The sequence below is a fragment of the Gordonia paraffinivorans NBRC 108238 genome, from assembly GCF_000344155.1.
GTDB lineage: Bacteria > Actinomycetota > Actinomycetes > Mycobacteriales > Mycobacteriaceae > Gordonia > Gordonia paraffinivorans.
Genome location: NZ_BAOQ01000033.1, coordinates 14,918 through 38,187, shown reverse-complemented (window position 1 = coordinate 38,187; position 23,270 = coordinate 14,918). Strand labels below are relative to the sequence as shown.

The following is a 23,270-nucleotide window of genomic DNA, read 5'->3' as shown; positions in this document are numbered from 1 at the left end:
CAGCCATCCCACCCCGATCCGTCGCAAAGGAGCGAATGACATGTCCCGCAAGCAGATCCATCTGGCCGCATTCATGAATGCAGGTCCGCAGGGAACGGTCGGGTGGCGTCATCCGGAAGCCGGCGACGGTTTCCTCACCGCGGAGCACTACCTGCACATCGCCCGGGTCCTCGAAGACGCCAAGTTCGACATGGCCTTCGTGCCCGATGCGCTCGCCGTGCCGCGCAGCCTCGGCGGCTCGTTCGAGCCCGCGGTCAGATACGGCACCGGGACCCCGCGTCTGGACCCGATGACGGTCATCACCCTGATGAGCTCGGTGACCACGAGACTGGGTGTCGCGGCGACGATGTCGACCGGCTATCAGGAGCCCTACAACCTCGCCCGCTCGATGGGCACCCTCGACCATCTCAGCGGCGGCCGGGCCGGCTGGAACGTCGTCACCAGCTTCCAGGACGCGGAGGCGCAGAACTTCAACCAGGACAAGCTGCCCGACCGCGAGGACCGCTACGCCCGGGCCGAGGAGTTCCTCGAGGTCACCACCCGACTCTGGGACTCCTGGTCCGACGACGCGCTGATCCGGGACAAGGAATCCGGCCGGTTCGCGCGGCCGGAGGAGGTCGAGGCCATCGACCACAAGGGCCGCTTCTTCCAGGTGCAGGGGCCGCTGGGCGTTCCCCGGCCGCCGCAGGGCTACCCGGTCATCGTCCAGGCCGGGGCATCGCCGACCGGACGCGACTTCGCCTCCCGCTGGGCCGACGTCGTGTTCTGCAGTCACGAATCCCTCGAGAGCGCAATCGACTTCTACCGCGACATGAAAGAACGCGCCGCCGCACACGGTCGGGACCCCGAGCAGCTCAAGATCCTGCCCGCGGCGACCACCGTCGTCGGCGCCGACTACCGCGATGAGCTCGCCAAGCACGAGGAGTTCTTCGAGCTCGTCGACCCCGAGGCGGGACTGTCCCGGCTGGCCTACCACGTCAACGTCGACCTCACGCAGTACGACCTCGACGGCCCGCTCCCGTCGCTCGAGGTCGTCGGCGTCGAAGGTCATTACCGTGAGGTCGTCGAGTTCGCCGAACGCGAGAAGCTCTCGATCCGCGAGATCGGCCGCTGGTACGGGGCACGCACCGAGGGCAACATGATCGGATCGGCCGCCGACATCGCCGACACGATGGAGCAGTGGATCGACGCCGGCGCCGCCGACGGCTTCATGATCCAGGCGACCCACGTGCCCGCGGCCTTCGAGGACTTCGCCACCCAGGTGGTGCCGGAGCTGCAGCGGCGCGGTCTGTTCCGCACCGAGTACGAGGGGGAGACCCTTCGCGAGAACCTGGGACTCAACCGGCCCGAGCGGGGCGAATGGCGCAACCGTGCCAAGAGCGTCGCGGTGACTCACGGGGCGACCGCGTGACGCAGGGCGTCACCGCGTCGTCCGGGGCGGTCGGGACCGGTTCGACGAGCCGCGGAGCCTCGCTCTCGGGTTCCCTGGTCTCTGCGGAATGGCTTCGCGACCATGCGGATTCGGTGGTGGTCCTCGACGCCAGCATCGCGCGGTCGGTGGACGCCGCCGGGCTGACGGTGTTCGATCCCGGCCACGAGGTGTTCCGGGCCGCTCACATCCCCGGGGCGCGGTTCGCCGACCTGTTCGCGACCTTCTCCGATCCCTCCTCGCCGATCGCGTTCACCAGGCCCACGGCCGCTCAGATGGCCGCCGCGGCCGCGGAACTCGGCATCACCCCGGCCGACGACATCGTCGTCTACGACCAGCTCAGCGGAGCCTACGCGGCGCGGGTCTGGCTGGTGCTGCGGTCGTTCGGATTCGAGCGCGCCCGGGTTCTCGACGGCGGTTTCGCCCGATGGGCCGCGCTGGGTTGCCCGATCGAATCCGGCGACCCCGCAGCGCCTGACGGGTCGGGACGTGCGATCGAACTCGCCGACCTCGGCACGTCGATCTTCGCCGGTCTCGACGAGGTCCGGTCGATCTCCGCGGACGAGGACTCGACGACGACGCTGATCTGCGCACTCCGGACCCCGGACTACACCGGTGAATCCGGCGGCGACCGTCCCGGCCACATCCCCGGCAGCCTGAGTGTGCCGTTTCCCGACCTGCTCTCGGACGACGGCACGTTCTCGCCGGAGCGGACACGAAAGGTTCTGGAAGGCGTCGGGATCGGGCCCGACGCCGACGTAGTCGTCTACTGCGGCGGCGGCATCAACGCATCGGGAGCGGCGCTGGCGTTCGTCGAGGCCGGATATCCGCTGCCGCGCGTCTACGACGGCTCGCTGAGCGAGTGGCGCAGCGATCCCGACCTGCCGCTCGTGACCGGACCGGATCCGCGATGACCCACGAATCCGCGCCGACCCTGGTCATCTTCGACATCGACGGGACGCTGCTCGACTCGGCCGCCACCCACGACCGGGTGGCCATCGACGTCCTCGCCCGCCACGGACTCGATGTCCTCGCCAAGCCGTGGGAGGCCTACCGCGCCTTCACCGACTCGGCAGTGACCGGCGAGGTGTGCCAGGACACGCACGGCGTGCCGGCGGACCCGGAGTTCATCGCGGAGCTGGAACGGCTGTACGACAAGGAATTCGACACCCACGTCGCCACCGGCGTGGTCGACGAGATCGCCGGCGCCCGAGAACTGCTGGCGGAGTTGGTCGACCGGGATGACGCGCACTGGGCGTTCGCCACCGGGTCGTTCCGCTCCCTCGCCCGGACCAAGCTGAGGCTGCTCGGCGTCGACGCCGACGACGTGCCGCTGGCCACCGGAACCGAACACGACGACCGCGCCGCGATCGTGCTCGACGCCATCGGCCAGGCCACCCGCGGTCGCGCAGGCGACGACTGGCGGATGGTGATCCTCGGCGACGGCAAGTGGGACGAGCTCACGGCTCGGCGGCTGCGGATTCCGCTCGTGGGCGTGCAGACCGGCGAGCATCGGTTCGCCGAGGACACGGCACTCGTCGTCGACGATCTGACCTCGGTGCGCGTCGACACCCTCGTCGAACTGTCTGCGAGGATCGAGGGACTCGCACTGCCCGCCTCGAAGTCCCACGGAAGGTGACCGTCGATGAAGAGCGCCCGCGACGCGGTCTACGAAGCGCTGCACGAGCGTCTGACACACGGCTACTACCCCGCCGACGTCGTGCTGATCCCGCAGGCTCTCAGCGAGGAGTTCGGGGTCTCCCGGACACCGGTGCGTGAGGCCCTGGGGCTCCTCGAGCGGAAGGGGCTGCTGGTCGCGGCGTCGCGGGGATTCGTCCTGCGCATCCGCAGCGACGAGGAGATGCTGGAGATCTTCGAGGTGCGGGCCATCCTGGAGTCGAGTGCGGCCGCCGCCGCGGCGGAGCGGCACACGCCCGTCGACATCGCTCGTCTCAAGGAGGCGCTGGCGCTCAGCCGCAGCCAGACCGATCCGGCCGAGATCCGCCACGCTCTCAACGTGTTCCACGACTGTGTAATGCTCGCCGCGCACAACCGGACGATCTACAACCTGGAACGGGAGCTGCGGGACCAGATCAAGGTCGGCGCACCGTGGTTCACCCCGACGGGTCGGGAGAGCTTCGACAGCTCGGTGGACGAGCACGGTCAGATACTCGAGGCGATCATCGACGGCTCCGCCGAGAAGGCGCGGCTGCTGATGCTCGAACACCTCAACCACGATCGCGATGTACGTATCTCGCAGCTGGTGTCCCGATCGATGGGGGCCGACAAGCCCTCGTCGTGACCGGCCTCGGCGTCGGAACACGCCACGCGCGGCGGTCACGCGATGCCACGAGGGTGTTGCGTGACCGCCGAGGCGTCAGCGGGTGGTGTCCGACCGTCCTACACCCGGCGCGCGACGAAGCGGGCGCCGTCGAGCGTCATCCCGTTCACCGAATACAGGGTGTGCAGGGCGTTCGGCCCGCCGACCGGGGAACCGTCGCAGATGGTGTCGCCGGGGACGCAGAACCGGACCGTCCGCGAACGGTAGGGGGCCGCGACCTTCACCGGCGGTGCGCCGACGTCGTCGATGAACCGGTCCGACGGCGCCCCGAACAGAACGATCGCCTTCACGTTGCGGGCCAGGGTCGCCGGCAGCGGCGGCGGGACGTACCGGTTGTAGGCGGCGTACTGCGGGGGCAACTCGAGACCGGCGTGGACTGCATATCCCGCGACCACCGCGCCCTGCGAGTAGCCGCCGAGGACGACCTTGGTGGCGGGGCACTTCGCGGCGAGGTACTTGACGCGGTCCTGCGTCTTGCGCACCCCGTCGGTGACGGTGCGGGCGAACTCGAGGCGGTCGCCGAACCGGTCGCTCGCGGGGTAGGGGACGCCGTATCCGACGACCGACCTGCCCGGCAGCTGGCTGCGGACGGCCTCGACGAACGACAGTCCGGTGAGGCCCAGCGGTGGTGCGGGCTCGACGGTACCGCGGGCGAAGATCACCTCCACGTCGGCACACGGGGCGGCCTGGGCGGCCGGGGTCCCGACGGCCACTGCTCCAGTGGCCGCGGCAAACAGGCAGAGGGCGGACACGCCGAGCCGTCTGATGGTTCTTCTCATGTTCGGGACACCTGTTCTCTCATCTCGTGTGCGGCGGTCGCGACGACATGACGTTCCCGCCACACGATGCCACCAAACCCGCGATCATCGGGGCATGTTCAGTCGACACGTCAGCACGGTGATCGAGGCCTCGGCGAAAGCCGTGTACGAGTTCGTCTCCGAACCGGACAATCTGCCGAAATGGGCTGGTGGCCTGGCCCGGTCGGAGGTGATCCGGCGCGGCGAGGAACTGATCGCCGAGTCGCCGATGGGCACCGTGACCGTCCGGTTCGTCCCGCGCAATCCCTTCGGGGTCGTCGACCACGATGTCGTGCTCCCCGACGGAGCGGTCGTGCACAACCCGCTGCGCGTCCTCGATCACCCCGATGGGGCCGAGGTGGTGTTCACGCTGCGGCAGCGCGACATGTCCGACGACGAGTTCGACCGCGACACCCGGATGGTCGAAGACGACCTCGCCCGGCTGAAGTCGTTGCTCGAAGCGCGCGAGGAGGCCGACGGCGCCGCGACCGGGCCACCCATGCGCCGACTCGTCTCGTCGGGCTCGCCCTACGAGCCGGAGATCGGGTTCTCCCGCGCGGTCCGGGTGGGAGACCGCGTCCTGGTGTCGGGCACCGGACCGGTCTGGCCCGACGGCTCCTGCGACCCCGACGCCGAGGTCCAGGCACGACGCTGCCTGGAGATCATCGAGACCGCACTGACCGAGGCGGGGGCGACGCTCGCCGACGTCGTCCGAACCCGCATGTTCATCACGACGCCCGACGCGGCCGCGGGCGTGAGCCGTGCGCACGGCGCCGTGTTCGGAGAGATCCGCCCGGCGGCGACGATGATCATCGTCGCCGGGCTCCTCGATCCCCGGTGGGTCGTCGAGATCGAGGCGGAGGCGCGGCCCGGTTCGGCCTGACCTTTTCGAGGCGCGCGCGGTCACCGCACGAAACCCGGTATGTCCTGGTACTTCTTTTGGCCGCGGCCGGGTTTTCGAGGATTTGGCCACAGTTGCCGTCCAGAATTGGTCTCTGACAACACCACGCACTAGATTCACTTCGGTTATCCGAATGTGATTCGGCCGTGATGGTCGGTGCCTGGAAACGGGAGCGTCGTGAACAAGCTCGTTCGTGCGTCGGTGTGCGCAATGGTGTCGGTGGTGGTCGCCCTCGGCTCCTACCTGGGAGGCGGCGTCGCAACCGCCGACACCCTGGATTCCTATCTGAACCTGCCCCTCGTCAACCGGGATGCGTCGCAGGGCCCGGGTGGCGTACACCCGAAGCTGCCGACGGACCCGAAGGTGCTGCAGAAGCTCGTCGACGAGGCCCGGGACCGCGGTCTGCCGCCGTCGTCGTACACCGCGCTGCTGTTCCAGTACTGGTTGGTCGACACCACCACGCGCGCCGGCATCGACCTCGCCTCCTGGGATCCGCGCAAGGGCGTCGCGGCCAACCACCAGAACCTGCTGAAGTCCTACCGCTACTACGAGGACCTGCAGTTGGCGCACCGTGAGCTGCAGTGGGCCGGCATGGGCGGACTGGTCGGCGCCGACTTCGGCGGCGGCCTCCTCGATTGCAAGGACGCCACCGAGATCTACGAGTTCACCCGTCTGCAGCCGGTCGTCCAGGCGATCGTCGCGAAGGTGAACGAGCTCGCCGGCAAGCAGGCCGTCGACAGCCTGCCGGCCGGCCTGCCCGCGCTCGCACGCGTCGGAGCCAAGATCACCACCGACGACCTGCGCATCGTGCAGGGGCAGATCCTGGTGATGCAGAAGAACATCTTCTCCGACCTCATGCCGATGCACCGCGCCTATGTGACCGGCGGCCTGCCGGCGCTGCGGGAGATGCACGAGGCCGGGATCTTCGACGACGAGATCATGCACCACTGGGAGGGCATCGCCTCCAAGGATCCGGAGCGGGTCGCCGCCGGCAACGCCCGTCTTCTCCAGCGTGAGCAGGGCGAGGTCATCAAGAAGCAGTGGGATGCCACCCGCAACTACCGGAACGGGGTCGGCGAGGCGATGACCTACGCCAGCACCATCCTCGCCGCGCCGTCGGTGGCCGGTGTGGTCCCGCCGCGCGACATCAATCAGGTGCAGGTGACCGGCCGCGCCCTCGACGGCCGCAAGGCCATCGTGACCCTGCCGCTGCCGGAGTGGAACTGGTCGGTCTACGAAGACCGCTGGGAGTACATCACCGAGCAGCTGCTGCCGAAGTACAAGTACCAGGTCGAGCACAACTGGCCGGCTCTGAGCGCCGCGATGCGCGTCCCGTACTTCGAGCAGATGGAAACCCACCGCCCCACCCGTAACCTGCTGCCGCTCTTCCAGTCGGTTCTGACCTCGATCAAGGTGACCTACCAGTGATTTCAACCAGCGCACGCGCCACCCGTCGGATCACGGTCGCGGCCGTCATCGCGATCGTCCTGTCCGGCGTCGGACTCGTCGCCCCGGCAGCCGCGGCCCCCAATCGGACCCCGGAGCCGGGCGAGGTGTTCAACGGCTTCTTCCTCAAGGCCATGCGCGACGGCCGGATGGGCAGCCCGCAGGAGATCGCCGAGCCGCTGCTCGAGCCGTTCCTGCGGACCGACAAGTTCTACGACGAGCCGAAACTGAAGGGCACCGAGAAGCCCGGCGACGTGCTGAAGGCCAAGAAGGTCGCCATCCAGTTCATGGGCTACCGCCCCGGCAACCTCGACGCCTACAAGCTCATGTACGTGACGCGCGGCCTGCACGACGAGCCGGAGATCTCCACCGGCCTGCTCGTCATCCCGCGTGACGGGCGCTCGGACAAGACCCGCCCCATCATCGGCTACCAGCTGGCCAACGACAGCGTCGGCGCGTACTGCCACCCCGGCACCATGTTCACCGGCGGCGACATCATGGACGGCGCCTCGTGGTCGGCGCTCGGCCCGCTCGCGCAGTTCTTCGACAAGGGTTACGCGGTCATGATGAGCGACGTCGGCAACGACGGCGACCCCAAGCCGCACGGCGTCTTCGCCGGCAAGTTCGCGGGCAAGGCGCTGCTCGACGGTCTGCGCGCCGCGATCGGCAACGACAAGACCCAGCTGTCGGCGTCGTCGCCGATCGGCGTGTTCGGCATCGCCGGCGGCGGTGTGGGCGCGGCCTTCGCCGCCGAGAACGCCAAGAAGTATGCGCCCGAGCTGAACATCAAGGGCTACGTCCTCGAGGGCATGGTCGTGGACCAGAAGAACTTCATCGCGACCGCCGACGGCTCGGTCGGTTCGGCCTTCGTCCTCGCCACGCTGCTCGGTCTCGAACCGCGCTACCCGGAGATGAAGCTCAACGAGAAGTTCACGCCGGCCGGTCGGGCCATCGCCGACGTCTTCCGCACCCAGTGTCAGACCCCGGCGTACTTCACGATGCCGTTCATCCCGATGAACACGATGTTCAAGAGCGGGCAGAACCCGGCCGACATCGCCGACTTCCAGCACGTCTACGAGGACAACCGGCTCGGCAAGGGCACGCCGAGTGCTCCGGTCCTGATCGCCTCGTGCGCCAAGGACGACTCGATCATGTCGCTGGTCCCGGCCAAGGACTCCAAGAAGCTCGCGGAGGACTACCGCTCCCGCGGTGCCGAGGTCGACTACCAGCCCACCGACTGCAACATGCTCCGGTTCCTCACCAACCTCTACGGCTGGGGAACCGACCTGTTCGGCATGCAGACGATGGACTGGCTGGCCGAGAAGCTGGCCGAGAAGTAGGGGCTTTTGGCTCGTAGTCGCGTTTTCCGCGACTACGAGCCACCTTCCACGACGCCGTGACCTCACCCCGAGGTCGCGGCGTCGACGTGTTTCCGGGACAAGCCCCGGGCTGCCCGACGACAGATCGTCCGGCACCCGGAACTGACGCCGCCCTGCTTCCGGATGCGCAGCCGCGTCGCCACCGGGCCGGCGGCCACCAGGTCGTCGGGCTCGCCGAGGCCATCGCCGTCGATGCCATGAATTCACAGCGCGGGGTCGAGCCCCGCAGTCGCGCCATCGATTGGGCGTGAAGCCGTGTGGCAGTCGGGAATTGGGTTACCCGCCAGTACGTCCGGTGTGTCGCCTGTGCGCCATGTGTGTGGTACATATTGTGACCTCGGACACCGGCGTCCGAGGTTTGTCCGCACGGAGGTTCAGCCCCATGTCCCTCGTTCTGTTGTCGGCCCGCCGACAGACGTCCCTCGGCCACGGCTCCGCCACGACGCGGCCCGGAGGCCGGTCGTGACGGCGCGAACGGTGTGGGACGCGCTCAAGACCTCCGCGGGTGTCCTCGTCACGGCGGCAGCGTTCATCGTCGGGTTCTTCGTTCTCCTGGTCGCCCAGTTCGTCGTGTTCGCGGCACGTCTCGCCGTCGATCTCCCGGGTACCTGAGCGTCGGGACGCCATTTCGCCCCTGGCATAAATCAGTCGGGAACAAACTTCCAGCCACCTGGGTTGAGTCGAACAGACTTAACTCTGGAGGCTTACATGACGCAGACATATTCACTACCGGTGCTGTTCGTGCCGGACGTCGTCGTGCTGCCCGGCATGGTCGTGCCCATCCCGCTCGACGACGCCGCGCAGGCCACGATCGACGCCGCCCGGGCGAGCGAGTCCGGCAAACTCCTGGTCGCTCCACGGCTGGAGGACCGGTACCCCACCTACGGGGTCATCGCGTCGATCGTGCAGGTCGGACGCATCCCGGGCGGCAGTGCGGCCGCGGTCGTCAAGGGCGAGAAGCGGGCGCAGATCGGAACCGGGACCCCGGGCCACGGCGCCGCGTTGTGGGTCGAGGTGACCGAGGTCGACGAGCCGGAGGTCACCGACGAGGTCCGCACGCTGGCCGGCGAGTACAAGAAGCTCGTCCTCGCCATGTTGCAGCGCCGCGAGGCGTGGCAGCTGATCGACGCCGTGAACAAGATGACCGATCCGTCGGCCCTTGCCGACACCTCGGGCTACGCATCGTGGCTGACCGACGCCCAGAAACGACAGCTGCTGGAGACGCCGGACACCGCCGCGCGGTTGCGCGTGCTCATCGAGTGGACCACCGACCACCTCGCCGAGACCGAGGTCAGCGAGAAGATCGCCGAGGACGTTCGCGCGGGGATGGACAAGCAGCAGAAGGAATTCCTGCTGCGCCAACAACTGGCGGCCATCCGCAAGGAACTCGGTGAGGACGAACCCGACGGCGCCGACGACTACCGCAAGCGCGTCGAGGAGGCCGACCTGCCGGACAAGGTGCGCGAGGCCGCACTGCGCGAGGTCGGCCGGCTCGAACGGGCCAGCGACCAGTCGCCGGAGACCGGATACATCCGTACCTGGCTCGACACCGTCCTGGACCTGCCGTGGAATGTCCGCACCGAGGACTCCACGGACATCCAGGGAGCCCGCGAGATCCTCGACGCCGACCATCACGGACTGGAGGACGTCAAGGACCGCATCGTCGAATACCTGGCCGTCCGCGCCCGGCGTGCCGAGCGCGGCCTGCAGGTCGTCGGCGGCCGGGGGTCGGGCGCGGTGATGGTGCTGGCCGGTCCTCCCGGTGTCGGCAAGACGTCGCTCGGTGAGAGCGTCGCCCGGGCCCTCGGGCGCAAGTTCGTGCGCGTCGCACTCGGCGGTGTGCGCGACGAGTCCGAGATCCGCGGCCACCGCCGCACCTACGTCGGCGCGATGCCCGGACGCATCGTGCGGGCGATCGCCGAGGCCGGTTCGATGAACCCGGTCGTGCTGCTCGACGAGATCGACAAGGTCGGCTCGGATTACCGGGGCGACCCGGCCGCGGCCCTGCTCGAGGTCCTCGACCCCGCGCAGAACCACACCTTCCGCGACCACTACCTCGATCTCGACCTCGACCTGTCCGACGTGCTGTTCCTCGCGACCGCGAACGTCGTCGAGAACATCCCGACGGCCCTGCTGGACCGGATGGAGCTCGTCACGCTCGACGGCTACACCGAGGACGACAAGGTCGCCATCGCCCGCGACTACCTGCTCCCGCGGCAGGCCGAGCGGGCGGCACTGACCACCGACGAGGTCACCGTCACAGAGGAGGCGTTGCGCGAGATCGCGGCGAACTACACCCGGGAACCCGGTGTGCGACAGTTCGAGCGGCTCCTCGCCAAGGCTTTGCGCAAGGTGGCGACGAAGCTCGCACAGGGAACGGCGACACCGCCGGTCGTGATCGACAAGCCCGACCTGCGCGAGTACCTCGGGCGGCCCCGGTTCACGCCGGAGTCGGCCGAGCGGACCGCGGTGCCCGGCGTGGCGACGGGCCTCGCCGTCACAGGGATGGGCGGCGACGTCCTCTTCATCGAGGTCAACGCCACCGACGGAGAGCCCGGGCTGAAGCTCACCGGCCAGCTCGGCGACGTCATGAAGGAGTCGGCGCAGATCGCGCTGTCCTACGTCCGGGCCCACGCCGAGCAACTCGGCGTCGACCCGAAGGCCCTCGACAAGACCATCCACGTGCACGTCCCGGCCGGGGCGGTGCCCAAGGACGGTCCGAGTGCCGGCGTCACCATGGTCACCGCGCTGGTGTCGATGGCGACCGGGCGCCGCGTCCGGGCCGACGTCGGCATGACCGGTGAGGTCACGCTGAACGGCCGGGTCCTGCCGATCGGCGGGGTGAAGCAGAAGCTGCTCGCCGCGCAACGCAACGGGCTGAAGACCGTCTTCATCCCGCAGCGCAACGAGCCCGACCTCGACGACGTGCCGGCCGAGGTCCTCGACGCCCTCGACGTCCGCCCGATGACCGATGTCGCCGAGATCGTCGCGCAGGCACTGGAACCGGCGGCCGGCGAACAGGTCGCGGCCGCCTGACGACCGATGACGGAGCGGGGCGTCGTCCGGAGAAAACCGGACGGCGCCCCGTCGTCATGTGGGCCCCGTCGTCATGTGGTCAGCGCAGCCGCAATGCCCTGGCCACGGACTCCAGCACCAGGTAGACGATTCCCGCGAGACCGGCCGCCGCCCCGGCCGGCACCAACCACAGCGCGCCGACCGCGGCGATGAGACCGGCCATCCACTGTCTCCCCCAGAGCGGGGCCGCGACGACGATCAGCGCCAGCGCAGCCACGAGCGTCCAGACCGGCTGGGAGACCGGCCACGGCCAGTCGAAGACCAGCGCGCCGAGCGAGCCGACGAACGTGGTGATGCCGACGACGCTCAGCGCCAGCCACACCACCAGGCTCAGGCGTCGCAAACCTCCTGCGACCCAGCGTGTCCGGAGCGCCACCGCCGACCACATGATCCATCGCTTGAGCCACGGGACTCCCGAGGTCCGCATCATCTCCCGGAAGAAGCGGTCGGCGAGGGCATCGCTGCGCAACGATCCGGAGTTGGCCGAGTCGGTGATGAGCTCGTCGTGCAGGATCGCCGCCAGCGTGTGACGGCCGTACGGGTCCTCGAACCACCGCATGAAGCGCGGAATCGACGCCAGGTCGGTGGGATTGTCCTCACTGGGCACGAAGGTGCGGGCGTCGTCGATCGCCCGGCGCGCCTCGCTCTCGCCCATGCCGTTGCGGACCAGCAGCGCGAACAGGTCCTTCATCACGGCGCGGTCGGAGTGGCGAAAGGCATTGCGGACGACGAAATGCCGGTCGTCGACCTGGACCATCTCGACGCTTCCCCGGCCCGAGGGGTCATCGACCTCGAAACCCGAGTCGGGCGCGACCCGCCATGGAACCCAATTCGATCCGGCATCTGTCCGCGTGGTGTCGCTCATGCCGCCTCCAGCCCTCGACACCAGCGAACATAACCCCGCCGGATGGTGAATACCAGACCCCGACCGGTCAGGACACCTGGCACGACGTCCACTCGGCCACGGCGTCGGTGTAGAACCTCATCCGCTCCCGCAGTGCGTCCGGGTCGATCCCGAATTCCTCGGGCGTGTACCGGTGTTTCCCCTTGCCGTGGCGCGGCTGCTCGGCGTTGTGCTCGGCGAGCATCGTCGTGATGTCCGGAGGGTCGACATCGGCAGCGGCATAGACCAGGCCGACGGTCTCCTCCGGGCGCGCCACCAGATCCCGGTAGTCGATGTCCACGATCGTCGCCGATCGTGCTGCGGTCGAACCCCGGAACTCCACTGCGCGCCGGAACCACAGCTCGGACTGTTCGGTCTGGAACCGCCCGACGTCGTGGCCGTCGACCTCGTCGCTGTAGGTCGACCGGTACGTGGCGAAGAGGCTGGCCCCCGACGCGACGGTCTCGACGACGTCGCGGTGCAGGTGCACGACGCAGACGCCGGGGTAGGTGGTGGCCAGATGCGCCAGTTCCGGCGTGTGCGCCGGCGCCTTCAACAGCCATCGCCGCCCCGAACAGTCGTCGAGGATCTGCAGCATGGTCCGATGCGCGGCGTACTCCCCGCCGAAGTCCTGGGTGGCCAGCCACCGGGCGTAGGAGTCCAGGCGGGTGGTGGAGCTCAGGGCCCAGTTCCGCATGGTCGTGCCCATGCCCAGGACGCACTCCTCGGGCAGCGCCGGACCGGAGTCGTGGACCGCGGCCATCGACGGATTGAGCAGATGCAGCGGATTCGGCTCGGCCGCCTGGGTTTCGATGAGCTCCTCGCGCTCGGCGGGGGAGAGCTTCGCGACCCGCCACGGCGCATACAGCTCGACCGGCCGCGGAGCGCGAAACCGCGGGTCGCGCGCCAGGAGGCGGAACAGGAAGGTCGTGCCGGTGCGCCACCCGCCGATGATCACGATCGGTGGGGCGACCTCGCGCTCGGCGACTCCCGGGTTCTCGCGCAGGACCCTGCCGAAGATCGAACGGGCCCGAAGTTTCCCGACCATGGCGTCCTGCGCGTTGCGTATTCCGACGGCGTTCAACCGCCCGTCCTCGGCCGCCGACTCCAGATACCGTTCGAGCCCGGGGCGCCAGTGCCGGGGATCTCCCAGGGCATCGACGCCGTGCGTAGCGGCAGCCTTCTCGACGAGGAGGTCGGCGGCATCCGCGCCGAGTCGGTACCGCTCGGGCCGGGCGGCCCGGTCGGCCTCGGCCGCGGCATGCATCCTCGCGGCGACCTCGCTGCGCGGTGGGGGAGTCCAGGCCGTCATCGCCGTCCTCTCAACTCGTCCAGGGAGACCACGCGTGTCGTCGGGAGGGGAGGGGTCGTCGCGGGGTGGAGGAAGCGCATCACCACGATCCCGAAATCCCTTCCCTCCGAGTCGATCCAGTCGCCGTTGCCGGGGTCCTCGGCGGCGACGACGAACCGGTAGCGGCCGTCGGCGACGGTTGCGGTCGCTCCCGTGTAGGAGACCGTCCGGTGCCGGAAGTCGAGCGAGTTGAGAAATCGGCTGTAGGCGAGGATGTTCCAGTAGCGGCAGTCCACCACCTCGCCCTCGATCACCAGGGCCTGTCCGGCGCCCAGTCGCCAGCCGCCGCGCAGGTAGTGGATGCCCGGTTCGGTGAACACCGCACCGCCGGCCATCTCCGACCAGTGGCGCAGGACGTTCGGCGGATCGAGGTCGTCTCGCACCGACGCCTCGAAGATCGTCGGGAGCATCGACGTGGTCGCCGACACCGTGGCGAGCGCGGAGCCGAAGCGCACCGGATCGATCGGCGGCGGCGTTCCGGGGTCCTCCAGCGGCTCGATCTCGGTCCAGCCCGGCCGATCCCGTGCCACGTCGTCGTGGAAGAAGCGAACCCACACCACCCCGGACCGCTCCGGCAGCGTCAGCCGGTCGGCGGACCCGGAGTCGGTCCCGGGGTCGGCCCCGCCGAGGACGATCTCGAACCCGCCCTCGTCGTCGAAGGCGATGGCGTCGCTGTCGAGGCGGTCGGTCGCCTCGGCGCCGATGCCGCCGGTGCGCCGATAGGCGGTGACGGACATGTACGTCGCATCGCCGCGGTTGCCTCGGATGCGGTAGCGGCGGTCGCCGCGGACCTCGGTCACCCAGTACCGAAAATCCGGGTTGTCCATCAAGAACTTCTGTCGCCACCCGTTGAACGGGACGAGTTCGGGGCGCTCGCGGTCGGTCTCGATGCGCGACAGCAGATTCGACAGGCCGCGGAGGAGAGCCCGGAATCCGTCGGCCTGCTCGGCCGGATCGAGTTCGGAGGTGTCGGCGGCGAGCTCCTCGCCGGCCGTCCGCACGGCGTCGACCAGTCCGTTCCACGCCGCCACCTCGGGACGCGAATCCCGGTCGTCCGCCGAGGGGCTCACGACGGGCGGACCGGGTCGTCGTGCCGGTGGTGCGGTCCCGTGTCGTCGACGAGGACGCCCGGTCCGGCGGCGACCACCGCAGGGGTGGCGTCGAGCACGGCGCGCACCGAGGCCGTGGTGATGGGGTTGGTGTGTCCCGTCCCCATCCCGACCTCGCCCGGTCCCCACGCCGCGATGCGGTGGGTCCGTCCGGTCGTGTCGGGGACGGTGCGGGCCGGGCCGGTCTGCGTCATGGATGGTCCTCGCAGGGAGTGGGGAAGTGGAACCGGGCGATTCCTGTTGGAATCTGCCGGTCCGGGTCTGATGTGTCAAGCATCACAGCCATACATCGCAAAATTGAGTGGAATCCGCTCAACTTTTTTCGAGAACCGGGAACAAACCCTGAATGGGGCCCGTTACACACTTCGAGAAACCTGAGTGAGAGGGACTCAAGTAGGTTTGACTCGACGCCCCGCTTTCAGTAGGACATTGAGTCGGATGCACTGAAGTCCGCCTCGTAGGGTTCGGACATCATCCCCGCGTCCACCGACCGCGGGGGCACAAGGACTTGGGTGCACACCCACGAACTAGGAGGAAGCCATATGTCTCGTGCTGTTGGAATCGACCTCGGCACCACCAACTCTGTCGTCGCGGTGCTCGAGGGCGGCGAGCCGACCGTCATCGCCAACGCCGAGGGCTCGCGGACCACGCCGTCCGTGGTCGCCTTCGCGCGCAACGGTGAGGTTCTGGTCGGTCAGCCCGCGAAGAACCAGGCCGTCACCAACGTCGATCGCACCATCCGCTCGGTCAAGCGCCACATGGGCGACAACGACTGGAAGGTCGAGATCGACGACAAGAAGTACACCCCGCAGGAGATCAGCGCGCGCACGCTGATGAAGCTCAAGCGCGACGCCGAGGCCTACCTCGGTGAGGACGTCACCGACGCCGTCATCACCGTGCCCGCGTACTTCAACGACGCCCAGCGTCAGGCCACCAAGGAAGCCGGCCAGATCGCCGGCCTCAACGTGCTCCGCATCGTCAACGAGCCGACCGCCGCCGCGCTGGCGTACGGCCTCGACAAGGGCGAGAAGGAGCAGACCATCCTGGTCTTCGACCTCGGTGGCGGTACCTTCGACGTCTCGCTGCTGGAGATCGGCGACGGTGTCGTCGAGGTCCGTGCGACCTCGGGTGACAACAACCTCGGTGGTGACGACTGGGATCAGCGCATCGTCGACTGGCTCGTCGAGAAGTTCAAGCAGAGCCACGGCATCGACCTGACCAAGGACAAGATGGCCATGCAGCGTCTGCGTGAGGCTGCCGAGAAGGCCAAGATCGAGCTGTCCGCATCGCAGAGCACCTCGATCAACCTGCCCTACATCACCGTCGACGCCGACAAGAACCCGCTGTTCCTCGACGAGCAGCTGACGCGCGCGGAGTTCCAGAAGATCACCTCTGACCTGCTGGACCGCACCCGTGCGCCGTTCCAGGCCGTCATCAAGGACGCGGGCATCTCGGTGAACGACATCGACCACGTGGTCCTCGTCGGCGGCTCGACCCGTATGCCGGCCGTCACCGAGCTGGTCAAGGAACTGACCGGCGGCAAGGACCCCAACAAGGGCGTCAACCCGGACGAGGTCGTCGCCGTGGGCGCGGCCCTGCAGGCCGGTGTCCTGCGCGGTGAGGTCAAGGACGTGCTGCTGCTCGACGTGACCCCGCTGTCGCTGGGTATCGAGACCAAGGGCGGCGTGTTCCACAAGCTGATCGAGCGCAACACCACCATCCCGACCAAGCGGTCGGAGGTCTACACCACTGCCGAGGACAACCAGCCGTCGGTGCAGATCCAGGTGTACCAGGGCGAGCGCGAGATCGCCGCGCACAACAAGCTGCTCGGCAGCTTCGAGCTCGGCGGCATCGCTCCCGCGCCGCAGGGTGTCCCGCAGATCGAGGTGACCTTCGACATCGACGCCAACGGCATCGTGCACGTCACCGCGAAGGACAAGGGCACCGGCAAGGAGAACTCGATCCGCATCCAGGACGGCTCCGGCCTGTCCAAGGAGGAGATCGACCGCATGATCAAGGACGCCGAGGCGCACGCCGAGGAGGACCGCAAGCGTCGCGAGGAGGCCGAGACCCGCAACCAGGCGGAGTCGCTGGTCCACACGACCGAGAAGTTCCTCAAGGACAACGAGGACAAGGTCCCGGCCGAGGTCAAGGAGAAGGTCGAGTCCGCGATCGAAGGCGCCAAGGAAGCCCTCAAGGGTACCGACACCGCCGCGATCCGCTCCGCGATCGAGAAGCTCTCGGAGGAGTCGCAGGCCCTCGGCCAGGCGATCTACGCCAACGCCGCTGCGGAGTCGCCGAACGGTGAGGCCGCGTCCGGCGCCGCCGACAGCGGTGAGTCCGATGTCGTCGACGCCGAGGTCGTCGACGAAGACGCCAAGGAGAACAAGTGACCACAGGACCCGATCAGACGAACGGGTCCGGTGAGCAGGAGCCGGTCACGGTGACCGACCGTCGTCGCATCGACCCGGAGACGGGCGAGGTGCGCGACGAGTCGGCCGCCGGGCCCGGCCCGGCCGAGGCCGAACCCGTCGCGGACGAGAAGGACAAGGCATCGGCAGACGGCGCCGAGCAGGCGGAGTCCGGGGAGTCGGACGCCCGCATCGCGGAACTGCTGGCGGACCTGCAGCGTGAACGCGCCCAGTTCGCCAACTTCCGCCGGCGCGCGGACGAGGAGAAGCAGGGATCGATCGCCTACGGCAAGCAGATCCTGATCGACAAGCTCCTCCCGATCCTCGACGACCTCGATCGTGCGCGTGAGCACGGCGATCTCGAGTCCGGCCCGCTGAAGATGTTCGCCGACAAGCTCGTCGCGGTGCTGACCGCCGAAGGGCTCGCGCCCTTCGCCGCTCCCGGCGAGGAGTTCAACCCCGAACTCCACGAGGCGGTCCAGCACGACGGCACCGGCGAACACCCGGTCATCGGCCAGGTCTACCGCTGCGGTTACCGGCTGGGCGAGAAGGTGATCCGCACCGCCATGGTGACGGTCACCGATCCCGAGCCCGGAGCCGCGCCGGCGGGTGGCGCGGGCGATCAGCCGGGTGCCGACGCTCAGGCCGGTGCAGAATAAAGCGACCGTCGAGAACCGGGCGGATCGCCTGTCGATCCCGGATGTTCGAGGAGTTCGAGCGACGAGCCACGAAGGGCTCGGCCCTTCGTGGCTCGTCCCGCACGACCCCCGGGGATCGGGTGGTCCCCCGGCTCGCGGCCGGCGGCCGCGAGTCCACAACTGAATCAACAATCCAGACAACAGAAGACTTGAAGGAGGTGACGTCTGGTGGCTCCCCAACGAGAGTGGTTGGAACACGACTTCTACAAGGACCTGGGCGTTGCTTCTGACGCTTCGGCTGAAGAGATCAAGAAGGCCTATCGCAAGCTCGCGCGCGAGCTGCACCCGGATGCCAATCCCGGGGACCCGGAGGCCGAAGAGCGCTTCAAGCGGGTGTCCGAAGCCCACAGCGTGCTGAGCGATCCCGAGAAGCGCAAAGAGTACGACGAGACGCGAGCGATGTTCGCCGGCGGGCGTTTCCGCGGCGGCAACGGATTCCCCGGCGGATTCGGCGGCGGCGGTACGACCTACACGACGGGCGGTGCGGATTTCGATCTCGGCGACCTGTTCGGCGGTACGGGCGGCAGCGGCGGTATCGGTGATCTCTTCGAGGGTCTCTTCAACCGTGGCGGCGGAACCCAGCGCACGTCGACGGCCAGCCGTCCGCGTCGCGGGAAGGATCTCGAGACCGAGACCACGCTGTCGTTCAAGGACGCGGCACTCGGCACGACCGTCCCGCTGCGGGTCACGAGCCCGTCGCCGTGTACGACCTGTCATGGCTCGGGCGCCAAGCCCGGCACCAGCCCGCGGGTGTGCCCGAGGTGCAACGGCTCGGGCTTCGTCAGCCGCAACCAGGGCGCCTTCGGGTTCAGCGAACCCTGCCAGGACTGCCAGGGCACCGGCTCCCGCATCGACGACCCGTGCACCGACTGCAGCGGCACCGGTGTGAAGGTTCGCGCTCGGACGATCAACGTGCGCATCCCCGCCGGTGTCGAGGACGGACAGCGCATCCGGCTCGCCGGGCAGGGCGAGGCCGGTCGTCGCGGGGCGCCGTCGGGAGACCTGTACGTGGTCGTCCACGTGACGCCGCACAAGTACTTCACGCGAAGCGGCAACGACCTGCGCGTGACGCTGCCGGTGCGGTTCTCCGAACTCGTTCTCGGGGCGACGGTCTCGGTGCCGACGCTCGACGGTTCGGTGGGCGTCAAGATCCCGCCCCACACGACCGACGGCCGAACCCTGCGTGTGCGGGGCCGCGGCGTGCCCAAGCGTTCGGGAGGCGCCGGCGACCTGCTGGTGACCCTGAAGGTTGCGGTGCCCGACAAGCTCGACGAGGCTGCGCTCGAGGCGATGCGTGCCTACGACAAGGCCGAGCGGGAGAGCGGATTCGACCCACGGGCCGACTGGGGGCGATGAGTGATGGCCGGTGAGAAGAACTTCGACGACGGTGCGACGTTCATGATCTCGGTCGCTGCCGAACTCGCCGGCATGCATGCGCAGACCCTGCGCACCTATGACCGCCTGGGCCTGGTCACCCCGCAGCGGACGAGCGGCGGCGGACGCCGCTACTCGCCGCGCGACGTCGAACTCCTGCGAGAGATCCAGCGTCTCTCGCAGGAGGAAGGCGTCAATCTCGCCGGCATCAAGCGGATCATCGACCTGACGAACCAGGTCGAGGCGCTGCAACAGCGCGTGCGCGAACTGACCGACGAGGTGGCCGCCGCGCAGAGCCGCCGGAGCGGAGAACTGGTGCCGGTACCGCGTACCAACGCCCTGGTCGTGTGGCAGCCGCGGCACAAGAGGCGCACCGACTGACACCACGCGGAACGAACCGGATCGTGACGATCCGGATCGTTTCGTGCTGTCCGGGCCTCTGCCGCGCGTAGGTTCGGGGCATGGCTTCCGTCACCGTCACCGCCGTCGACACGGGTCCGCGCCGTGTCTCCCGGCGGGTCGTCGTCAACGCGCCGGCCGCCGAGATCTTCGCCCTGGTCGCCGATCCCCATCGGCATCCCGAACTCGACGGATCCGGGACCGTCCGGGAGGCACCCGTCAAGGGGCCGGAAAAACTCACGGACGGTGCGAGATTCACCGTCCGGATGAAGCAGTTCGGGGTCCCGTACACGATCACGTCCACCGCGACCGAGGTCCGGGACGGCGAGGTGGTGGAGTGGAAACACCCCTTCGGTCATCGTTGGCGGTGGGAACTCGAGGCGCTCTCGCCGACCACCACCGCGGTCACCGAGACCTTCGACTACTCGACGCTCGCATTCCCGAAGGCGATGGAGCTGATCGGCTACGACAAGAAAAACGGCAAGGGGATCGAGGAGACGCTGCGGTCGCTGGCGCGACGCTTCGAGGGGGCGTAGGCCGACTGTGTCCGAGGCGACGCCGAGGGCGATGCGTTTTGCCGACACCGTGTCGGTAAGCTTGAGATGTCCATCGAGTCCGAGAACAGGAGCCGACGTATGTTCATGATCACCAACCGCATCGACGTCACCGAGAACGCCGAGGCATTCGAGAAGGCCTTCGCCGAGTCCATGCGCACCACCCTGAAGGGCGTGCCGGGACTGAACCGCGCGACGCTGTTGCGCCCGGAGGCCGACGGCCTGCCCTACGTCAGCACCATGGAGTTCGACAGCAAGGAGGACTTCCTCGCCTGGCTGAAGTCGGACTCGTTCCGCGCCTCGCACTCCGATGAGCAGGCCCCGGGTATGCAGGCGCCGTCGGCGGTCGAGCAGCACACCCTCATCGAGGAGTTCACCGCCTGATCTGCTGAGCATCTCCCCATCCCCGAGCGCGTCGGCGAAGACGCCGCGAGAGGGGTGGCGCTCACGTCGGACGAAGCATCGGCTCGTCCGGTGGGGAAGCCGCCTGACGGCGGCCCTCGCCGGGCGAGCCTTTGTCGTGAAAGAAGTTCTCCGCCGGTCGAGTTCGAGGATTCTCACGCCTTCTTTCCAAGGCTGTCGTGCCTGGCCGGGTCGGCGATTCCCCGGCGCTGCCGGGCCCCGGCCGTACCCCGGCGAGGGCGGCGCCGGGACTCCCACTGCCTCGCGGCGTCCCCTCAGCGACTAGGCTCCATGGGCAACGACGACTCGGAGGTGACGATGACCCAGGGCCCGGCGAGCGGGGGACCGTCCGCATCCGTGGTTCTCGGGATCTCGGTGGTCGACGACCAGATCGCGTCGGTGGTCCGGGACGCGGACGGCAACATCCTGGCCAGCAATCTCGTCGACCTGCCCGACCCGTCGGCGCAAGGCGCCGAGGCCGCGATCGTCGAGCTCGTCGAGTCCGTGCCGGTGGTCGTCGACCGGATCGGTGTCTCCGTGTCCAGGGAGGATGTCCGCAGGCATCTGGCCCAGGCGTTCGCGCCGTCGTCGCCGGGCACCCCGGAGTGGGCAGACCGCGTGACCGTCACCGACTACTCCGCGGCGTTGACCGAGATGGCCTGCACCCACGCGACACGCGGCGGCGTCGTCGCCGTCGTCGACCTCGACCGGGATGCCGCCCCGGCGGCCGGGACCACGCTGGCCACGGTCGACACCGCCTCGGGTGCGGTGCTCGGCACCACCCGGTTCGAGCCCGGGCAGGTCTACCCGGTCACCGATCCCGACGGCGCATCGCGGCTGGCCGCGGCCATCGGCAAGCTGCCGCGCGGCGGGGAGATCTCGTCCATCGTCGTCGCCGGTCCGGGAGCCGAGGTCCCGGGCATCGCCCCGGCCATCGAGTACGCCTCGCAGCGTCCGGTCACCGTCGTCGACAACCCGTCGCTCGCATCTGCGTTGGGTGCGGCGGATGCCGCGGCGGCTCTCGAGACGCCGGGCCCGACCCAGCGCGTCTCGACCGGGCGACGCTGGTGGTTCGTGGGCGCGGCGATCGGGGCTGCGGTGTTCCTCGGGGCCGTCGGGCTCACCCTGATCGTGGCCGCCGAGCGCGACACCCCGGAGCCCGCCCCGGTGACGGTCACCCGGACGCCGTCGGCGGTCACCGTCACCGCCGACGCGAAAACCGTCACCGAGACCCGGACCGAGGTCGAGACCCGGGAACGGACGACGACGGTCACCAGCACCCCGCGGCCGGTCACCCGGACGACGACCGTGACCGAATCCGAGGAACCGGTCGCGACGGTGACCGAGACCACGACCACCACCGTGACCGTGCCGGTGCCCGGTCAGGCCCCTGCCTACGGTCCCGGGACGCCCGGCACCCCGGGCACGTCCGGTACCCCCTGATTCGACCGGCTCTGCCCGACTGCTTCGAGAGAAGTCCCGGTTCGGGCGGGATATCGTCGGCCTCAGAACACGGGATCGTGCTGGATTCGGCTGGCCCGAACCCCGGCGATGATCAGCTTGCGGCGCGTGGTCTCGATCATCTGAGGTGAGCCGGCGACGAGAACCTGGTGGTCCTCCCAGTTGCCGGCCCGGGGGACCACGTCGGCGAGCGTGCCGATGTGGTGCTCGATGCCGAGTTCTTCCGGCGTGGCCACGGAGTTGATCCACCACGGGTCGTGTTCGTGCTCCGACACCGCGGTGACCTGCAACCACGGGTTCGTCGAGGCGATCCGGCGCAGCACCGCGAGGTCGTAGAGCTCACCGGGGTGGCGCGTGCCGTAGAAGATGTGTGTCGGCGGGTTGTCCACGCGCTTGCTCATCTCGATGAGCAACGCGCGGAGCGGTGCGAGGCCCGTCCCCCCGGCCACCATGAGGACCTTGCGATCACGGTCGACGTGCAGGGTGCCGTGACTCTGGGCGAACGTCCACACGTCCCCGACGCGCGTGTCTCCGACGATCGCCGAGCTCACCGTCCCGCCCTTGACCGCGCGCACGTGGAACTCCAGTTCGCCGGCCGGGTTGGGCGGGATCGACGACGAGAGGTTGCGCCACACCTTGGGCCACTGCGGGACCTGCACCTCGAGGTACTGGCCGGGCCGGAACCGCAGCGGCGAGTGCGCGATGAGCCGGACCACGGCGAGGTCACGGGTGATCCGGTATTTCTCGACGACCTCCGCCGTCCAGCGCGCGGGGTCGGTCGCGGTCTCGGCCGCGCCGCGCATCACGCCGGTGACCAGCATCATCGCCTGCGAGATGGTCTGTTGGGTCTCGGAGTCCCAGTATTCGGCCATGAGCTCGGCGAACTCGCCCATCAGGGCGCTGTACATGATGTGGTAGTGCTCCGGCTCCACCCCGTACTTGCGGTGGTCGCGGCCGAGTTGGGCGAGGAGCTCGACGAGCTCGGTGTGGCCGGTCGCGGCCGGGATGGCCTCGAGCACGTGGTCGATCACACGGTGGAAGGCCTCGTGCTGGGCCGCCATCGACACGCCGAAGAGATCGCGAAGGTCGGGGTCGATCGCGAACATGCGCGTATAGACCTCGGTGACGAACCGCTCCGGGTCGCGGTTCACCTCGATCCGGAGCTGATGCAAAGCGTGGCGTGTGTGACTCGCCATTCTGTCTGGGCAACCTCCGTCGGCGTTCGTCCCCGCATCCCCCAAGAAACTCCAGAGTAGTCCC

At 68.8% G+C, this 23,270-nt stretch carries 22 protein-coding genes and 1 pseudogene; 17 read left to right on the top strand and 6 right to left on the bottom strand.

What is annotated here, in order from left to right; all coding sequences use genetic code 11:
• Nucleotides 1-40 precede the first annotated feature (40 nt).
• The 4 genes from GP2_RS15745 to GP2_RS15730 are packed head-to-tail and all read left to right on the top strand — an operon-like array spanning nucleotide 41 to nucleotide 3,731.
• Nucleotides 41-1,411: an LLM class flavin-dependent oxidoreductase gene (locus GP2_RS15745; RefSeq protein WP_006901524.1), complete on the top strand. Its 1,371-nt coding sequence runs from the start codon at nucleotides 41-43 to the stop codon at nucleotides 1,409-1,411.
• Nucleotides 1,408-2,343: a sulfurtransferase gene (locus GP2_RS15740; protein ID WP_006901523.1), complete on the top strand. Its 936-nt coding sequence runs from the start codon at nucleotides 1,408-1,410 to the stop codon at nucleotides 2,341-2,343. Before GP2_RS15745 ends, GP2_RS15740 begins: the two co-directional genes overlap by 4 nt.
• Nucleotides 2,340-3,068: an HAD family hydrolase gene (locus GP2_RS20970; protein ID WP_006901522.1), complete on the top strand. Its 729-nt coding sequence runs from the start codon at nucleotides 2,340-2,342 to the stop codon at nucleotides 3,066-3,068. The genes GP2_RS15740 and GP2_RS20970 overlap by 4 nt, the downstream gene beginning before the upstream one ends.
• A 6-nt stretch (nucleotides 3,069-3,074) precedes the next feature.
• On the top strand, nucleotides 3,075-3,731 hold the full coding sequence (locus GP2_RS15730) for a GntR family transcriptional regulator (RefSeq protein ID WP_006901521.1): 657 nt from the start codon (nucleotides 3,075-3,077) through the stop codon (nucleotides 3,729-3,731).
• A 98-nt stretch (nucleotides 3,732-3,829) separates the two neighbouring features.
• Here the strand turns inward: GP2_RS15730 and GP2_RS15725 are convergent, their stop codons facing one another.
• Nucleotides 3,830-4,549, bottom strand: coding sequence for a cutinase family protein (locus tag GP2_RS15725; protein WP_006901520.1), 720 nt, complete (start codon nucleotides 4,547-4,549; stop codon nucleotides 3,830-3,832).
• A gap of 94 nt (nucleotides 4,550-4,643) precedes the next feature.
• On the opposite strand from GP2_RS15725, the pseudogene GP2_RS15720 reads away from it, so the two are divergent.
• The 6 genes and pseudogenes from GP2_RS15720 to lon form a co-directional block, all read left to right on the top strand.
• Nucleotides 4,644-5,027 (top strand): annotated as a pseudogene (locus tag GP2_RS15720) (SRPBCC family protein); the annotation flags it as partial.
• A 39-nt stretch (nucleotides 5,028-5,066) separates the two neighbouring features.
• A complete protein-coding gene (locus GP2_RS15715; RefSeq protein ID WP_051997248.1) occupies nucleotides 5,067-5,450 on the top strand; it encodes a RidA family protein in 384 nt (127 codons plus the stop codon).
• 228 nt (nucleotides 5,451-5,678) lie between these two features.
• Nucleotides 5,679-6,896 (top strand): hypothetical protein, encoded by a 1,218-nt coding sequence (locus tag GP2_RS15710; protein WP_051997246.1) that lies wholly within the window; start codon nucleotides 5,679-5,681, stop codon nucleotides 6,894-6,896.
• Nucleotides 6,893-8,254 (top strand): lipase family protein, encoded by a 1,362-nt coding sequence (locus GP2_RS15705; protein WP_006901517.1) that lies wholly within the window; start codon nucleotides 6,893-6,895, stop codon nucleotides 8,252-8,254. The genes GP2_RS15710 and GP2_RS15705 overlap by 4 nt, the downstream gene beginning before the upstream one ends.
• A gap of 501 nt (nucleotides 8,255-8,755) precedes the next feature.
• Complete coding sequence (locus GP2_RS21875; RefSeq protein WP_168698461.1) at nucleotides 8,756-8,905, top strand: hypothetical protein; 150 nt, start codon at nucleotides 8,756-8,758, stop codon at nucleotides 8,903-8,905.
• A 96-nt stretch (nucleotides 8,906-9,001) separates the two neighbouring features.
• Complete coding sequence (lon, locus tag GP2_RS15700) at nucleotides 9,002-11,329, top strand: endopeptidase La (protein WP_006901516.1); 2,328 nt, start codon at nucleotides 9,002-9,004, stop codon at nucleotides 11,327-11,329.
• 79 nt (nucleotides 11,330-11,408) lie between these two features.
• Here the strand turns inward: lon and GP2_RS15695 are convergent, their stop codons facing one another.
• The 4 genes from GP2_RS15695 to GP2_RS15680 all read right to left on the bottom strand — a co-directional run bounded on the left by GP2_RS15695 (nucleotide 11,409) and on the right by GP2_RS15680 (nucleotide 14,905).
• On the bottom strand, nucleotides 11,409-12,233 hold the full coding sequence (locus GP2_RS15695; RefSeq protein WP_006901515.1) for a DUF1353 domain-containing protein: 825 nt from the start codon (nucleotides 12,231-12,233) through the stop codon (nucleotides 11,409-11,411).
• 67 nt (nucleotides 12,234-12,300) lie between these two features.
• Complete coding sequence (locus tag GP2_RS15690; protein WP_006901514.1) at nucleotides 12,301-13,563, bottom strand: sulfotransferase family protein; 1,263 nt, start codon at nucleotides 13,561-13,563, stop codon at nucleotides 12,301-12,303.
• Nucleotides 13,560-14,672, bottom strand: coding sequence for a DUF1214 domain-containing protein (locus GP2_RS15685; RefSeq protein ID WP_006901513.1), 1,113 nt, complete (start codon nucleotides 14,670-14,672; stop codon nucleotides 13,560-13,562). Before GP2_RS15685 ends, GP2_RS15690 begins: the two co-directional genes overlap by 4 nt.
• The gene (locus GP2_RS15680) at nucleotides 14,669-14,905 is read right to left on the bottom strand and encodes a hypothetical protein (protein ID WP_006901512.1); all 237 of its coding nucleotides are present in this window, start codon (nucleotides 14,903-14,905) and stop codon (nucleotides 14,669-14,671) included. Before GP2_RS15680 ends, GP2_RS15685 begins: the two co-directional genes overlap by 4 nt.
• A gap of 348 nt (nucleotides 14,906-15,253) precedes the next feature.
• Here GP2_RS15680 and dnaK point away from each other — a divergent pair, with 348 nt between their 5' ends.
• The 7 genes from dnaK (at nucleotide 15,254) to GP2_RS15645 (ending at nucleotide 21,992) form a co-directional block, all read left to right on the top strand.
• Entirely contained in the window at nucleotides 15,254-17,104 is a 1,851-nt protein-coding gene (dnaK, locus tag GP2_RS15675) for a molecular chaperone DnaK (protein ID WP_006901511.1), read from the top strand.
• Nucleotides 17,101-17,781 (top strand): nucleotide exchange factor GrpE, encoded by a 681-nt coding sequence (grpE, locus tag GP2_RS15670; protein WP_006901510.1) that lies wholly within the window; start codon nucleotides 17,101-17,103, stop codon nucleotides 17,779-17,781. Before dnaK ends, grpE begins: the two co-directional genes overlap by 4 nt.
• Nucleotides 17,782-17,988: 207 nt before the next feature.
• Entirely contained in the window at nucleotides 17,989-19,176 is a 1,188-nt protein-coding gene (gene dnaJ / locus GP2_RS15665) for a molecular chaperone DnaJ (protein WP_006901509.1), read from the top strand.
• A 3-nt stretch (nucleotides 19,177-19,179) separates the two neighbouring features.
• Entirely contained in the window at nucleotides 19,180-19,575 is a 396-nt protein-coding gene (locus GP2_RS15660; RefSeq protein WP_006901508.1) for a heat shock protein transcriptional repressor HspR, read from the top strand.
• An 80-nt stretch (nucleotides 19,576-19,655) separates the two neighbouring features.
• Nucleotides 19,656-20,129, top strand: coding sequence for an SRPBCC family protein (locus tag GP2_RS15655; protein WP_006901507.1), 474 nt, complete (start codon nucleotides 19,656-19,658; stop codon nucleotides 20,127-20,129).
• Nucleotides 20,130-20,228: 99 nt separating this feature from the next.
• Nucleotides 20,229-20,531, top strand: a complete 303-nt coding sequence (locus GP2_RS15650) for an antibiotic biosynthesis monooxygenase family protein (RefSeq protein ID WP_006901506.1) — start codon at nucleotides 20,229-20,231, stop codon at nucleotides 20,529-20,531.
• A gap of 336 nt (nucleotides 20,532-20,867) precedes the next feature.
• The gene (locus GP2_RS15645; RefSeq protein ID WP_051997247.1) at nucleotides 20,868-21,992 is read left to right on the top strand and encodes a DUF7159 family protein; all 1,125 of its coding nucleotides are present in this window, start codon (nucleotides 20,868-20,870) and stop codon (nucleotides 21,990-21,992) included.
• Nucleotides 21,993-22,054: 62 nt separating this feature from the next.
• Here GP2_RS15645 and GP2_RS15640 read toward each other — a convergent pair whose 3' ends face one another.
• Nucleotides 22,055-23,206 carry a globin domain-containing protein gene (locus GP2_RS15640; protein WP_006901504.1) on the bottom strand — a complete coding sequence of 384 codons (1,152 nt, stop codon included), beginning with the start codon at nucleotides 23,204-23,206 and terminating at the stop codon, nucleotides 22,055-22,057.
• Nucleotides 23,207-23,270: the final 64 nt, after the last annotated feature.